Here is a 13,073-nt window from a genome sequence, read left to right on the forward strand (position 1 = left end):
GCCCAATCCAAGTGTCGATCCACGCTTTCTTCAAAAATTTATCTTGCGCGCTAAATATTAGCGAAGTACATTTACTTCGCACCTAGTTAGCGCGCAAACAATTAGCGCAACAATCACACTTGAAGAGGCTCACACCATGCAAACGCTCTACACCGCAATCGCAACCTCCACTGGCGGCCGTGATGGTCGTGCGATCTCCAGCGACAACGTCCTTGACGTCAAACTCGCCACCCCGAAAGAACTCGGCGGTGCCGGCGGCGCGGCCACCAACCCTGAGCAACTGTTCGCTGCCGGCTACTCGGCCTGCTTCATCGGCGCGCTGAAATTCGTTGCCAGTCAGACCAAACGCAAAATCCCGGACGACGCCTCGATCACCGCCCACGTCGGTATTGGCCAGATTCCTGGCGGTTTCGGTCTGGACATCGATCTGCACATTAATCTGCCGGGCCTGGAACAGGCTGACGCACAAAGCCTGGTCGACGCTGCCCACCAGGTCTGCCCGTACTCCAACGCCACTCGCGGCAACGTCGATGTGCGTCTGCACGTCACCGTGTAATCACTGACACTCAGGCCCGTACAGGAAATGAACATGAACACTTTCAGCAAAGTCTTGACCGGTACCCTTCTCGCCCTGTCCATCCAGAGCGCATTTGCCGGGGAGGTTGAACACAACACCCAGGCATTCCTCGATGTACTGAATGCCGGCACTGGCAAACCGATGGAACAGCTGACACCCAAGGATGCCCGCGCCGTGCTGACAGGCGCGCAGTCCGGGGTCAAACTGACGCTGCCCAAAGCGGACGTCAGCGAGAAGACTATTCAGGTCGATGGCCAACCGTTGAGCCTGACCATCGTCCGGCCGGCCGGGGTCAAGGGCGAGCTTCCGGTGTTCATGTTCTTCCACGGCGGCGGCTGGGTGTTAGGGGACTTCCCGACCCACGAACGTCTGGTGCGGGATCTGGTGGCCGGTTCGGGGGCGGCGGCGGTGTTCGTCAATTACACCCCTTCGCCGGAAGCGCATTACCCGGTAGCGATCAACCAGGCTTACGCCGCGACCAAATGGGTGGCCGAACACGGCAAAGAGATCAACGTCGACGGCAAGCGTCTGGCGGTGGCGGGCAACAGCGTTGGCGGCAACATGGCGGCAGTCGTCGCCTTGATGGCCAAAGACAAAGGCACCCCGGCGATCAAATTTCAGGTACTGCTGTGGCCGGTAACCGATGCCAATTTCGACACCGGTTCGTATAACCAGTATGCCGAGGGGCACTTCCTCACCCGCAACATGATGAAGTGGTTCTGGGACAACTACACCACCGACACCAATCAGCGCAACGAGATCTACGCCTCGCCGCTGCGTGCAACCACCGCGCAATTGAAAGGTCTGCCGCCTGCACTGGTCCAGACCGCCGAGGCCGACGTGCTGCGTGACGAAGGTGAAGCCTACGCCCGTAAACTCGACGAAGCCGGCGTGCCGGTGACCTCAGTGCGCTACAACGGCATGATCCACGACTACGGTTTGCTCAACGTGGTCAGCCAAGTACCGGCGGTGCGTTCGGCGATGCTGCAGGCTTCGGAAGAACTGAAACAGCACCTGAAGAAGTAATTTTCATCAGGCACAAAAAAAGCCCGACACAATGGTCGGGCTTTTTCTTTCCGCGAAAAGCAGTGCTTACTTGGCACGGCCTTTGTAGGAACCGCCTTCGCGGGTATCGATCTCGATCATGTCGCCGATTTCGATGAAGTCAGCCACCGACAGCTCGGTACCGTTCTTCAGTTTGGCAGGCTTCATCACCTTGCCGGAAGTGTCACCGCGAGCGGAACCTTCGGTGTAGTCAACCTGACGCACGATGGTGGTCGGCAGTTCTACGGACACCAGACGCTCTTCGAAGAACACGGCTTCGCAAACGTCGGTCATGCCTTCTTCAACGAAAGGCAGAACGCTTTCGATGTCTTCGGCGTTCAGCTCGTACATGGTGTAGTCAGTGGTGTCCATGAACGTGTAGGTGTCACCGCTGATGAAAGACAGGGTGGCTTCTTTACGATCCAGGATCACGTCGTCCAGCTTGTCGTCCGCACCGTAAACGGTTTCGGTCTTGTAACCGGTCAGCAGGTTCTTCAGCTTGGTCTTCATGATCGCGCTGTTACGGCCCGACTTGGTGAATTCAGCTTTCTGAACCAGCCAAGGATCGTTGTCGATACGGATCACGGTACCGGGTTTGAGTTCTTTACCAGTTTTCATTGCGAATATCCGAATTTGGATGGGATTTACAAAAATCTAGGCCGCGTATCATATCCAATTTAGGTAAAACTGTACCAGCGCCGTGGCAAGATCCGCCTGCAAGCCTTGTTCCAGACACCACGCCTCGGCGTTTTCCTGCAGTTCTGGCCAGTGTTTACGGGCCCTGAGCCAGTGCTCGCCGATCGGTTGCCCGGCACTCCAGGCCCGCCACAGACCGCTCGTCGCCTCGGCAGCGGCCGGCGAAAGCCCTTTCGTATACAACGCAAGAAAGGCATCGAGCTTGTCGAGGTGGATGTCTTCGTTCTGCTGATAAATGTGCCAGAGCATCGGTCGCCCAGCCCATTGTGCGCGAACGAACGAGTCCTCCCCGCGCACCGCGTTGAAATCGCAGCACCACAACAACTGATCGTATTGATCCTGACGGACAAACGGCAGCACCTGCACCGTCAGTGCCTGACGCACGTCCAGATCGCCGACAGCCAACGCATCGACCCCGAGCCAGCGCGCAACGTCACCGAGAATCCGCCCTTCCGGCACCAGTAGATGGGTCGGCGCGCTGTCGGCCGCCAACGCATCCAGCCAACTGGCCAGCCCGGCATTTTCGTAGGCAAACAACGAGATGAGCTGTGCGTCCGCTGCGCGATCTACGCCCAGGCCTTGCAGGAATTGTCGCTGCGCAGCCGCGTCCTGCTGAAATTGCCGACGCCGCTCAAGCAGACCGCTTTCACGCAGCAAGCCGCCGGTCCCAGGTCGAAATCCGGGAAAGAAAAAGAATTTCTGCACCGACTTGTACTTCACCGACGGTAAACCGTGACAACCGGTGACCCAGTCTTCAGCGCTGAGGTAATCGAGGTTCATCCACAACGGCGGCTGTTGCCGCTCGGCCATGGCGTCCATATAAGCAGCTGGCAACTGACAAGCAAACGCGGCGATCACCACGTCCGCTGCCTCCGTCTGCGGCCAGTCGCTCGGCCAATGCCATACCTGAACGCCCTGCTGCGATTGCTGCGCAAGGTGGATGTCGATCTCGGGGCAGATACGTTCGAAGGCGCGCAGGTCATCGACCCACAAGCGCACCGCCAGCCCGTGTTCGGCCACCAGTTGCCGGGCCAGACGCCAGGTCACGCCGATGTCGCCATAATTGTCGACCACGGTGCAAAAAATATCCCAGCGGGTTTTCGGTACCGGCATGCAAAGACTCCCGTTGGCAAAAGCGCTGATTGTCCGCATAAATGACCTCGCGCAGAAGAGCCGACGGCGATTAATCTTCGTGCGACAATCGCCACTTGCCCGCAATCATCCGCCAGGAGGCAGCCATGCCCTATCGTCCCGACCCGCGTCGTCCCTTGCCCGTTCAGCTTAGCGCGCTGCAACTGACCGGCAGCATTGCCCTGGGCATGTGGCTGGGCTTTCTGACCATCGCCCTGACCTGCTGGCTGATTTCGCGTTTTGTATTGACCGAACAACTGGCGCCGGTTGCCCAGGCCGTGCAGCAACTGGCCAAGCCGCCAGCGGCCGTCCAGGTGCAACCGGACATTCCGCCACAGAGTCCGCTGTTCGAGCAGTACGAAGAAAACCTGCGCAAGAACGAGCAGCAGGCACGGCTGGATCAGGCTCGCGGCAGCAGTCGCAACCAGTCGAATCCGAAATGCCAGTTCTGGCTGCAACAGGACCAGACTGCGCCGAGCGAAAAGAGCCGCGCCAACGTTTTGCAATTCTGCGATTGATCATGAACAAGCACACCGTCCACCAACTGATCCTAGACAAACTGCGCGTCGACCTCGACATCGCCGAGCGCGCCGCGCAGACCGCTTACGAAACCGCGACCCACGAAGAGAACATTGCCGAGAACAAGTACGACACGCTCGGGCTTGAGGCGTCTTATCTGGCGGCGGGCCAGGCGAAACGCGTCGAGGAAATCCGTCAGTCACTGGCGCTGTGCCAGAACCTGACGCTGCGCGCCTACGACGAAAATCGCGGCATCGAGATCGGCGCCCTGCTCGGTCTGGAAGACGAAAAGGGTCGTGAGCAGTGGCTGTTTCTGGCCCCGGATGCAGCGGGCCTGAAAGTCGATGTGGTGGGTCAGCCGATTACCGTCATCAGCCCACGCTCGCCGCTGGGCAAAGGCCTGCTGGGCAAGTTCGAGGGCGATGAGGTGGAGATTCTGGTGGCAGGCACCCGGCAACAGTTCGCTGTCACCGAGGTGCTTTGAGGCGGGGACTTAGTGGACCGGCAATTCGACGCCGTCGAACAGCTCTTCCAGTTCCTGTTTGTTGTGGCACTGGATGGCTTTGGCCATCACTTCGCGGGTCAGGTGCGGGGCGAACTTCTCGATGAAGTCGCACATGAAACCACGCAGGAACGTACCGCGACGGAAACCGATCTTGGTGATGCTCGACTCGAACAGTTCGCTGGCATCCAGCACCACCAGGTCGTTATCGAGCTTGGTGTCGACCGCCATTTTGGCGACGATGCCCACACCCAGACCCAGACGCACGTAGGTTTTGATCACGTCGGCGTCGGCGGCGGTAAACACCACTTTCGGCGTCAGGCCACGATGGCTGAAGGCTTCGTCGAGTTTCGAACGGCCGGTAAAACCGAACACGTATGTCACGATCGGGTATTCGGCCAGCGCTTCGAGGGTCAGCTTCGGCAACTTGGTCAGCGGGTGGCCTTGGGGCACGACCACGCAACGGTTCCAGCGATAGCAAGGCATCATCACCAGATCACCGAACAGCTCCAGCGCTTCGGTGGCGATGGCGAAATCGACCGTGCCGTCAGCGGCCATCTCGGCGATCTGCATCGGCGACCCTTGGTGCATGTGCAGCGCCACGTCCGGGTATTGCTTGATGAAATTGCTGATCACCGGCGGCAATGCGTAACGTGCCTGGGTGTGGGTGGTGGCGATCGACAGGGTGCCTTTCTTCTCGTTGGAGAATTCCTGAGCGATCTGCTTGATGCTTTCGACCTTGCGCAGGATTTCGCCAGCGGTGGTGATGATGCGCTCGCCGGCCGGGGTGACGCGGGTCAGGTGTTTGCCGCTGCGAGCGAACACTTCAACGCCAAGTTCGTCTTCCAGCAGACGGATCTGTTTACTGATACCCGGTTGCGAGGTGTAAAGGCTTTGGGCGGTAGCGGAAACGTTGAGGTCGTGGTGCGCCACTTCCCAGATGTAGCGCAATTGTTGAAGCTTCATATGTATCCCTCAAAGCAGGTAGACGCCACGGGCATCAGCGACGGTATATAACTATATTAATGGTTTGATGAATAAATCTAGAACTTTTTTATCAGAACGCCATTATTCCCGCTTCAGCGATCCCCCCGGCGCCGACGCTCCATCAACGGCACCAGATAGACCGGCACCTTGGCCAATTGCAGAACCCGGGTCGCCGTGCGCCCCAAAGGCGTTTCCGCCCCTACGCCGTGGCTGTGAGTGCCTACGATCAGCAAATCCACAGAGAGTTTCCGCACCTGGTCGAGAATCACCTGCGCCGGATCGCCCTGCACCACCCGAACCGCGCAAATCCGCTGCAGATCCTGCTCACCCTCGTCACCCAGCTCTTCGCGAAAACTGTCCAGCACCCGTTGCTCGATACTGGCGATGACAGTTTTCAGACCCTGACGGTGAAATTCGTTCAATGCCTGTTCGTCGAGATAACTCTGCAACACCGATTCGGCAAACAGCCCCATGGGCTCCACTGCATGCACCACGTACAAGTCGGCATTGAATGTCCGCGCCAGTGCCAGGGCATGCTGCATCACTAACGGTGCGTACAGACCGAGGTCAGTGGCATACAGCATCGAACGAATCATATGACCTCCTCGCGTGCCAACATGGCGGAGATTTGATTCAGCTTAGCAGTGCCTTGGCGACTACGACGTGCGACGCAACGTCTTGAAGCACAGGGGCTTTAGATCGACGTTTCGTTGCTGATGCCATGCGGCACATGGCCGGTGGCGACCACTTCACGGGCGAGCTCGCAGTGTCCGGCCTGATCGTCGAAAAACACGTCGGCGGCAAAGGCTTCGAGGAATGCCGATTTGGTCAGACCGCCGAGGAACAGCGACTCGTCGAGGCGGATATCCCACTCGCGCAAGGTACGGATCACCCGCTCATGGGCCGGTGCCGAACGCGCGGTGACCAGCGCCGTACGGATCGGGCAGTCGTCCTCGGGGAACTCGCGTTGCAGCGCATTGAGCGCCGCCAGAAATCCTTTGAACGGCCCACCGCGCAATGGCTCGCGTGCCGACTCGCGTTCCTTGGCCTGGAACGCCTCCAGCCCGCCGGCCTGATAAATGCGCTCGGATTCATCGGAGAACAACACCGCGTCACCGTCGAAGGCGATGCGCAACTCATCACTCGCGGCACGGCTGGCGCCACCAGACAGAATTGTCGCTGCAGCAAATCCGGCATCCAGTGCGGCGCGCACGTCCTCGGCGTGCGTGGACAGAAACAGGTCACAGCCAAAGGCCTTGAGATACGGATACGGGCTGCGTCCGCCGACGAAGGCCGCCCGGGAAATGTCCAGCCCGTAGTGATGAATCGAGTTGAACGCGCGCAGGCCGGTATCGGCACTGTTGCGCGAAACCAGAATCACCTCGACCCGGGCGCGGTCGAGGCGACTATTGAGGCTCAGGAGTTTTTCCACCAGCGGGAACGCATCGCCGGGGGCGAGAATTTCGTCTTCGTGTTCGATCTGGTATTGCCGATAGGCTTCGACGCCGCTCGACAGGTAGACCTTGTGACTCTCGCTCAGGTCGAACAAGGCGCGAGACGAAATCGCCAGCACCAGTTTGTCATCGATGTTCTTGGCCATGCCTTCCCCCACTCCCGCAAAAAACCGACTCAGGTGTTGCGTCGGTCGATGAAACCCAGCGTGCGATACAACGCTTCGATTCGTGGCAATTCACATCCTGCCGCCTTGGCGGCGGCCAATGGCCGGGCGTAAATCGCTTCCAGCTCCAGCGGCCGTTTGTGCAGAAAATCGTGGTACATGCTCGGCCAGTAGTCGGGCATTTTCTCGGTCATTGTGAACAAGTACTCGGCGTAACCGGGCGGCATATCGTGACCGCAGGCCTTGGCGCCCTTCACGACTTCAGCCATCAATGCCTGAATCAACGCGCGACTGTCAGCGTCGGCCATCAGCGGCGTGGTGCCGGCACCGAGCAACACCGAGAGACCGTTGTAGGGAATATTCCACACCAGTTTCTGCCAGCGCGCCTGTTGCAGATTGGCCATCGCCTGCGAATCGATGCCCGCGGCGCGGAACAGACTGGCGCCCTCTTCAACGAGCGTCATGCGCGCCGCATCGTCCATTGCCGGGCCGCTGTGATAGCCGACATTCACCGCACCCAAGGCCTGATGGGTGATGTGTCCCGGCCCTTCGCGATGCACGCAGATCAGGCACAGACCGCCGAGCAGATGCAGGGAGTCGGGCAGCAGCTCACGCAAGCTGTCTTCGACGTCCAGACCGTTCTGCAGCACCAGCACTTTCGCGCCGGGCCTGGCCGCGGCAATGATCGCCGGGGCCAGACCCGCGCTGCTGGTGGTCTTGGCGCCGACCAGCAACCAGTCGCAGGCCGGCATGTCCTCGGCCTTGGCATACGCTTGCACCGGGTTCAGTGTCAGCGTGCCATGCACGGCACTGTCCACTTGCAACCCCCGCTCGGCCACCGCTGAAAACTCACTGCGCAGTAAAAAGTGCACATCGAAACCGGCCCGCGCCAGCATCAAACCGTAAAACCCGCCAATTGCGCCGGTGCCGATAATCCCGATCACCGGTTTGCTGTCTGCTCCCACCATCTATGGCAACTCCTCTGCAATTCGACTCAACGCCTGCGCCACTGCCGCGTTCAGCGCAGCGGCGGTCAGGCGCGTGTGCAATGCCCCAAAGAACTCGCCGTCGCGCACCACAAACAGCGCCGGCAAATGAAAGACCTGATAGCGCTCCACCAGCCCACCGTTATTGCCGGCATCAATCCAGCACAGGCGATCGACCGCCAGCGCGAACCCGGGCAACACTTCTCTGGCATAGCGGCAGCTGGAACAGCCGACACTGGTGAAAATCACCAGCGAAACACCGCTCATCGCCAGCAGCCGCTGGTCGGCGTCGAAATCGGTCAGCTCGGATTCGACCACTATACTGGGGGAAACAATGTCAAATGGCCGACACAGGGAGTCTGTGCTCATGGGACGTTTCATTCCTCATCCGGACGAAGTGCCGGTTGAATTAACCTTGCTCAAGCCCGAGTGTATTTCCAGGCAACAGCTGCACACTATCAGCCTCGGCGGGATCGCTTGCAATTATCACCGCGCCTGGCGCCACGGCACCGCCCTTGAAGTGCGTCTGCCGACGCTCAATGCCGACCTCTGTTTTCCGGGCTATGTGGCGTGGTGCCTGCGACGCAAAAAGGGCTATCTGGTGGGGATCGCGTTCACTGATGAGCAGACGTTGTTCAGCGCCCGGATGGGCGAACAGGTGTGCCAGATCGAACGTTATTGCCGCATGAACGAGGCCCATGACGACTTGCAGGATATTCAGGCGCTGGCCCTGCAATGGGTCGAACAACACGCCAACGAGTTCTCCCACGACAGCGTGCGCAAGGCTTTTGCCCAGCCAGTGCTGGATTAAAGCGGCGCTTGCCCATTGTCGAGCCGCGTCTGACGCGCTAAGGTTCGGCTCCCCGACGCGCTTAAATCTGCTGTGCTCCGCCGCGCGGGGATCGCTGGCGGCCGGCACCCGTGACCTGACGAGTAAACGATGGCTGATTTACCGATCAACGACCTAAACGTCGCCTCTAACGAGACCCTGATCACTCCCGATCAGCTCAAGCGTGATATCCCTCTGAGCGACGCTGCCCTGCGCACCGTCACCAAGGGCCGCGAAGTCATTCGCAACATTCTTGATGGCACCGACCACCGTCTGTTCGTAGTGATCGGTCCGTGCTCGATCCACGATATCAAGGCTGCCCACGAGTACGCCGACCGCCTCAAGGTGCTGGCGGAGGAAGTCTCCGACACCCTGTACCTGGTCATGCGTGTGTATTTCGAGAAGCCACGGACCACCGTCGGCTGGAAAGGCCTGATCAACGATCCGTACCTGGATGACTCGTTCAAGATTCAGGACGGCCTGCACATTGGTCGCCAGTTGCTGCTGGACCTGGCCGAGAAAGGCCTGCCGACCGCCACCGAAGCCCTCGACCCGATCTCCCCGCAGTACCTGCAGGACCTGATCAGTTGGTCGGCCATCGGCGCGCGTACCACCGAATCCCAGACCCACCGTGAAATGGCTTCCGGCCTGTCTTCGGCTGTCGGCTTCAAGAACGGCACCGATGGCGGCCTGACCGTGGCGATCAACGCCCTGCAGTCGGTTTCCAGCCCGCACCGTTTCCTCGGTATCAACCAGGAAGGTGGCGTGTCGATCGTCACCACCAAGGGCAATGCCTACGGTCACGTGGTGCTGCGTGGTGGCAACGGCAAGCCGAACTACGACTCGGTCAGCGTCGCCCTCTGCGAGCAGGCGCTGAACAAGGCGAAGATCAAGTCGAACATCATGGTCGATTGCAGCCACGCCAACTCCAACAAGGACCCGGCCCTGCAACCGCTGGTGATGGAGAACGTCGCCAACCAGATCCTCGAAGGCAACCAGTCGATCATCGGCCTGATGGTCGAGAGCCATCTGAACTGGGGCTGTCAGGCCATCCCGAAAGACCTCGCCGACCTGCAATACGGCGTGTCGATCACCGATGCCTGCATCGACTGGTCCGCCACCGAGAACACCCTGCGCAGCATGCACGCCAAGCTCAAGGATGTGCTGCCGAAGCGTCAGCGCAGCTGATCAGCGTTTCGCAGGCATAAAAAAACGCCGGGCATTGCCCGGCGTTTTTGTGTGTAGGGGTAATCAGATTTTCGCCGCGCGCTTCTGATGGCGCTCCATATAGCGCTCGACGTAGGAGCACGACGGAATCACTGTGTAGCCCATTTCCTCGGCGTACTGCAGCGCGCTTTCGNTGGCGCTCCATATAGCGCTCGACGTAGGAGCACGACGGAATCACTGTGTAGCCCATTTCCTCGGCGTACTGCAGCGCGCTTTCGGTCAGCGCTGCCGCGATGCCTCGACCGCGCAGGGCGTTGGGCACGAAGGTGCGGTAGATATCCAGGGTCTGTTTCCCCAGATCCATATAGGTCAGGTAGGCACGATGACCGTCCACATTGGTCTCGAACTGATGACCAGCCTGGTCATGGTGGATGGACAACGCCTCGCTCATCACTACTCCTCGCGGGTCTTGAATTCTGACCCCTACCTTACCGATGTTTTTCCGGCGAAGGAACATCTACGCCACCCCGTGCCTGATGGACACCGAGAAAAGCCACACCGATCTCGCGCAACCGAGCACGTGATAAATAGTAGGCACCATTGGCAAAAATGCTCAAGGTGCGCTCGTCATCGTGCAGGTTGTACGGATAACTCCGATGGGCGTAGTGGCAGGCGCGGGGAACATATCCCGAGGCGCTCACCTGAACATTGCCGGATGTCGAGACTTAAGACGCAGGCTCTTCTTTAAAGTCACCTCAAGAGCGACAAAGATATGTGAGGCGTCATGCAAAATCGGAACAAAAGTGTAGACGAATTCATCTAGGCAGACTTGGTGCAAGACGCCGAAAACAGCACGTGACAGCGGGAACTTTTTCTCATTAACTCGCTCAGGCAGGGGCTTGCAGCTGGATATTTTTTAATCAGCCCCGTTAAAAGTTGCTCGAAAAAGAATCAACGCCTACAATTTTTTTTGCTTCTTGCGCTACGTCAGTTTACTTACTACAAGTAATGGGTAGTATGTACGCCGGCTATTTCCTCAATCGGAGGAGAAAGCCACTTAATTGAAAGTCCTTGAAGGGGAACACGATGAACAACGTTCTGAAATTCTCTGCTCTGGCTCTGGCCGCAGTTCTGGCTACCGGTTGCAGCAGCGCATCGAAAGAAACCGAAGCACGTCTGACCGCTACTGAAGACGCAGCTGCTCGCGCCCAGGCTCGTGCAGACGAAGCATACCGTAAAGCTGATGAAGCTCTGGCTGCTGCTCAAAAAGCACAACAGACTGCTGACGAAGCTAACGAGCGTGCTCTGCGTATGCTGGACAAAGCTAGCCGCAAGTAATAATCCCTCGGGATTGTTATCAAGCCGACCCAGTTTCTGGGTCGGCTTTTTTGTGCCTGCAGCTTTTGTCCGGACAATAAAAAAACCGCCGACGCTTCTCGCATCGGCGGGTCTGGATCGAGCTTATTGCTGCAGGTCGATCGGCGCACTCGAGACAATCGGTGCCGAGGTGTTCGGCGTGCCGATTTCGGTTGGCAGACCGTCTTCAGCCGCCACCACATCACGCACCACATCCCAGTTCACGCGCAGATTGTTGGTCACGTCTTCGCGCTTGAGCATCGCGTTGATCACCGCGGTGTGCTTGTCGACTACCGACGGATTGCCCTTATCGTCGATTGGCGTGTGCGCTTCCAGATAGACCTTGCCGCCACTGCTGCCGAACTTGTACGCGTCATTGAGGATGCGCACCGAAGTGCCGACCGGCACCATGGCCGCCATTTCCAGCACGTTGTTGTTGAACATGCGGAAGCAGCCGTGGCTGGTGCGCATGCCGATGCCGAACTTCTTGTTCGAGCCGTGGATCAGGTAGCCCGGAGTGCCCAGGGTGAACTTGAACGGGCCCAACGGATTGTCAGGACCGGCCGGCACCACGTTCGGCAGCGGATCACCATCGGCAGCGTGCTCGGCCTTGATCGACGCAGGAGGGGTCCAGGTCGGGTTCGGCGTCTTGGCGGTGATCGAGGTATGCGCGATTGGCGAACCCCACCCTTCACGGCCGATACCCAGCGGGAAGGTGTACACCACGTTCCGGCCTTTCGGGTAGTAGTAGAGACGGTATTCGGCGAGGTTGATCACGATACCCTCGCGCGGCCCCGGCGGCAGAATGAACCGCGTCGGCAGAACGATTTCAGTACCCGCGCCCGGCAGCCAGGCATCGACACCCGGGTTGGCCGCGACCATTTCCGAATAGCCCAGGTCGTACTTGGTTCCCAAGTCAGCGAAAGTGTCTTCGTACTTGGCCTTGATCACCTGCACCTGGCCGATGATGTCCTCACCAGGCGGAGGCAGGGGAAACTCCAATGCAGCAACGGGACCGGCCACACACAGGGCGGCAAGTGACAGGCAGCGGGTGACGGCAGGAAAGCGCGGCAACATCCGGAAAATCCTTCGCATGATCAACAAGGGGTATAAGGGCGCGATTGTACACCGCGCCTCGGGAATTCGGGGAGATGCGCCGATGGGCAGCCAGAAGTCTTCATGCAGGCGCTGCCGCAGACTGCGATCTGTTGGTCCTAGAGCTCGAAACGCAACTCAGGCCAGATCGGCGAGGTGCCGCGTTTTTGTGACTCGAGAATCGCCCGGCACAACGAACACAGTCGCTGATCCTGGAACACCCGGCGATCCACACTCGACCAGCGCGGTTGCGCCGGCAACAGACTGCCGCACAACGTGCGGTCGGCCGAGCCACCGAGTTCGAGCTGACGGGTCACCAGATGCACCCGCACTTCCTGGCAGGCGAACAGATCCAGCTGTTCGTCAGGCTCGATCAGTTGGTAGGCAAACAGGGACCAGGCAGGACGCGGCATCGGGGGCTCCAAATAAGGGGGCGCCACATTAGCCGAAAGCCTGCCACTAGAAAAGCCTCATAACAGCGGTTTTAGCGTCGGCCAGACATTTTCCAGCAACTTGCCCTGAGCCCCGACTGCCGGGTGCAGACCATCGGCCTGCATCAGCTCGGG

Annotated in this window: 16 protein-coding genes and 2 pseudogenes; 7 read left to right on the forward strand and 11 right to left on the reverse strand. The window is 59.3% G+C overall.

What is annotated here, in order from left to right; genetic code table 11:
• Positions 1-136: 136 nt before the first annotated feature.
• Complete coding sequence (locus tag HXW87_RS22785) at positions 137-556, forward strand: organic hydroperoxide resistance protein (protein WP_105343275.1); 420 nt, start codon at positions 137-139, stop codon at positions 554-556.
• A gap of 33 nt (positions 557-589) precedes the next feature.
• A complete protein-coding gene (locus HXW87_RS22790) occupies positions 590-1,603 on the forward strand; it encodes an alpha/beta hydrolase (protein ID WP_239777816.1) in 1,014 nt (337 codons plus the stop codon).
• Positions 1,604-1,669: 66 nt separating this feature from the next.
• Here HXW87_RS22790 and HXW87_RS22795 read toward each other — a convergent pair whose 3' ends face one another.
• Both HXW87_RS22795 and earP read right to left on the reverse strand, forming a co-directional pair.
• Positions 1,670-2,239 carry an elongation factor P gene (locus HXW87_RS22795; RefSeq protein WP_003226785.1) on the reverse strand — a complete coding sequence of 190 codons (570 nt, stop codon included), beginning with the start codon at positions 2,237-2,239 and terminating at the stop codon, positions 1,670-1,672.
• A gap of 48 nt (positions 2,240-2,287) precedes the next feature.
• Complete coding sequence (earP, locus tag HXW87_RS22800; RefSeq protein ID WP_239777817.1) at positions 2,288-3,430, reverse strand: elongation factor P maturation arginine rhamnosyltransferase EarP; 1,143 nt, start codon at positions 3,428-3,430, stop codon at positions 2,288-2,290.
• Between the two features lie 125 nt (positions 3,431-3,555).
• Here earP and HXW87_RS22805 point away from each other — a divergent pair, with 125 nt between their 5' ends.
• Together HXW87_RS22805 and HXW87_RS22810 are read left to right on the forward strand one after the other, a co-directional pair.
• Positions 3,556-3,966 (forward strand): hypothetical protein, encoded by a 411-nt coding sequence (locus HXW87_RS22805; protein ID WP_239777818.1) that lies wholly within the window; start codon positions 3,556-3,558, stop codon positions 3,964-3,966.
• Positions 3,967-3,968: 2 nt separating this feature from the next.
• Positions 3,969-4,451, forward strand: coding sequence for a GreA/GreB family elongation factor (locus HXW87_RS22810; protein WP_095668655.1), 483 nt, complete (start codon positions 3,969-3,971; stop codon positions 4,449-4,451).
• A gap of 9 nt (positions 4,452-4,460) precedes the next feature.
• Here the strand turns inward: HXW87_RS22810 and cysB are convergent, their stop codons facing one another.
• The 5 genes from cysB to HXW87_RS22835 form a co-directional block, all read right to left on the reverse strand.
• On the reverse strand, positions 4,461-5,435 hold the full coding sequence (gene cysB / locus HXW87_RS22815) for an HTH-type transcriptional regulator CysB (protein ID WP_007908591.1): 975 nt from the start codon (positions 5,433-5,435) through the stop codon (positions 4,461-4,463).
• Between the two features lie 113 nt (positions 5,436-5,548).
• A complete protein-coding gene (locus tag HXW87_RS22820; protein WP_095668654.1) occupies positions 5,549-6,052 on the reverse strand; it encodes a universal stress protein in 504 nt (167 codons plus the stop codon).
• 98 nt (positions 6,053-6,150) lie between these two features.
• Positions 6,151-7,056, reverse strand: a complete 906-nt coding sequence (locus HXW87_RS22825; protein WP_239777819.1) for a 5'-nucleotidase — start codon at positions 7,054-7,056, stop codon at positions 6,151-6,153.
• Positions 7,057-7,085: 29 nt separating this feature from the next.
• A complete protein-coding gene (locus tag HXW87_RS22830) occupies positions 7,086-8,042 on the reverse strand; it encodes a putative 2-dehydropantoate 2-reductase (RefSeq protein ID WP_239777820.1) in 957 nt (318 codons plus the stop codon).
• Positions 8,043-8,429, reverse strand: a complete 387-nt coding sequence (locus tag HXW87_RS22835) for a thioredoxin family protein (protein ID WP_131671647.1) — start codon at positions 8,427-8,429, stop codon at positions 8,043-8,045.
• Here HXW87_RS22835 and HXW87_RS22840 point away from each other — a divergent pair.
• Positions 8,428-8,871 (forward strand): PilZ domain-containing protein, encoded by a 444-nt coding sequence (locus HXW87_RS22840; RefSeq protein WP_041069521.1) that lies wholly within the window; start codon positions 8,428-8,430, stop codon positions 8,869-8,871. The genes HXW87_RS22835 and HXW87_RS22840 overlap by 2 nt on opposite strands.
• A gap of 129 nt (positions 8,872-9,000) precedes the next feature.
• A complete protein-coding gene (locus HXW87_RS22845; protein ID WP_239777821.1) occupies positions 9,001-10,077 on the forward strand; it encodes a 3-deoxy-7-phosphoheptulonate synthase in 1,077 nt (358 codons plus the stop codon).
• A 157-nt stretch (positions 10,078-10,234) separates the two neighbouring features.
• Here the strand turns inward: HXW87_RS22845 and HXW87_RS22850 are convergent.
• Positions 10,235-10,507: pseudogene (locus HXW87_RS22850) on the reverse strand (GNAT family N-acetyltransferase); the annotation flags it as partial.
• A 635-nt stretch (positions 10,508-11,142) separates the two neighbouring features.
• Between HXW87_RS22850 and oprI the strand changes: the two are divergent.
• Positions 11,143-11,394 (forward strand): outer membrane lipoprotei OprI, encoded by a 252-nt coding sequence (gene oprI, locus HXW87_RS22855; RefSeq protein ID WP_025113130.1) that lies wholly within the window; start codon positions 11,143-11,145, stop codon positions 11,392-11,394.
• Between the two features lie 123 nt (positions 11,395-11,517).
• Here oprI and HXW87_RS22860 read toward each other — a convergent pair whose 3' ends face one another.
• The 3 genes and pseudogenes from HXW87_RS22860 to HXW87_RS22870 form a co-directional block, all read right to left on the reverse strand.
• Positions 11,518-12,489 carry a L,D-transpeptidase family protein gene (locus tag HXW87_RS22860; RefSeq protein WP_041069516.1) on the reverse strand — a complete coding sequence of 324 codons (972 nt, stop codon included), beginning with the start codon at positions 12,487-12,489 and terminating at the stop codon, positions 11,518-11,520.
• Positions 12,490-12,626: 137 nt separating this feature from the next.
• On the reverse strand, positions 12,627-12,920 hold the full coding sequence (locus HXW87_RS22865; protein ID WP_003226812.1) for a hypothetical protein: 294 nt from the start codon (positions 12,918-12,920) through the stop codon (positions 12,627-12,629).
• A 57-nt stretch (positions 12,921-12,977) separates the two neighbouring features.
• A pseudogene (locus HXW87_RS22870) lies at positions 12,978-13,067 on the reverse strand (arylesterase); the annotation flags it as partial.
• Positions 13,068-13,073 lie beyond the last annotated feature (6 nt).

The sequence above is a fragment of the Pseudomonas sp. Y5-11 genome (assembly GCF_022368695.1).
Taxonomy (GTDB): Bacteria; Pseudomonadota; Gammaproteobacteria; order Pseudomonadales; family Pseudomonadaceae; genus Aquipseudomonas; species Aquipseudomonas parakoreensis.

What these genes read in the sequence shown, in the direction of transcription:
- HXW87_RS22805 (WP_239777818.1), top strand. Translation starts at nt 3,556, where the DNA reads ATGCCCTATCGTCCCGACCCGCGTCGTCCCTTGCCCGTTCAGCTTAGC.
- oprI (WP_025113130.1), top strand. Translation starts at nt 11,143, where the DNA reads ATGAACAACGTTCTGAAATTCTCTGCTCTGGCTCTGGCCGCAGTTCTG.
- HXW87_RS22845 (WP_239777821.1), top strand. Translation starts at nt 9,001, where the DNA reads ATGGCTGATTTACCGATCAACGACCTAAACGTCGCCTCTAACGAGACC.
- HXW87_RS22840 (WP_041069521.1), top strand. Translation starts at nt 8,428, where the DNA reads ATGGGACGTTTCATTCCTCATCCGGACGAAGTGCCGGTTGAATTAACC.
- HXW87_RS22830 (WP_239777820.1), bottom strand. Translation starts at nt 8,042, where the DNA reads ATGGTGGGAGCAGACAGCAAACCGGTGATCGGGATTATCGGCACCGGC.
- HXW87_RS22790 (WP_239777816.1), top strand. Translation starts at nt 590, where the DNA reads ATGAACACTTTCAGCAAAGTCTTGACCGGTACCCTTCTCGCCCTGTCC.
- cysB (WP_007908591.1), bottom strand. Translation starts at nt 5,435, where the DNA reads ATGAAGCTTCAACAATTGCGCTACATCTGGGAAGTGGCGCACCACGAC.
- HXW87_RS22835 (WP_131671647.1), bottom strand. Translation starts at nt 8,429, where the DNA reads ATGAGCACAGACTCCCTGTGTCGGCCATTTGACATTGTTTCCCCCAGT.
- earP (WP_239777817.1), bottom strand. Translation starts at nt 3,430, where the DNA reads ATGCCGGTACCGAAAACCCGCTGGGATATTTTTTGCACCGTGGTCGAC.
- HXW87_RS22825 (WP_239777819.1), bottom strand. Translation starts at nt 7,056, where the DNA reads ATGGCCAAGAACATCGATGACAAACTGGTGCTGGCGATTTCGTCTCGC.
- HXW87_RS22865 (WP_003226812.1), bottom strand. Translation starts at nt 12,920, where the DNA reads ATGCCGCGTCCTGCCTGGTCCCTGTTTGCCTACCAACTGATCGAGCCT.
- HXW87_RS22795 (WP_003226785.1), bottom strand. Translation starts at nt 2,239, where the DNA reads ATGAAAACTGGTAAAGAACTCAAACCCGGTACCGTGATCCGTATCGAC.
- HXW87_RS22785 (WP_105343275.1), top strand. Translation starts at nt 137, where the DNA reads ATGCAAACGCTCTACACCGCAATCGCAACCTCCACTGGCGGCCGTGAT.
- HXW87_RS22810 (WP_095668655.1), top strand. Translation starts at nt 3,969, where the DNA reads ATGAACAAGCACACCGTCCACCAACTGATCCTAGACAAACTGCGCGTC.
- HXW87_RS22820 (WP_095668654.1), bottom strand. Translation starts at nt 6,052, where the DNA reads ATGATTCGTTCGATGCTGTATGCCACTGACCTCGGTCTGTACGCACCG.
- HXW87_RS22860 (WP_041069516.1), bottom strand. Translation starts at nt 12,489, where the DNA reads ATGTTGCCGCGCTTTCCTGCCGTCACCCGCTGCCTGTCACTTGCCGCC.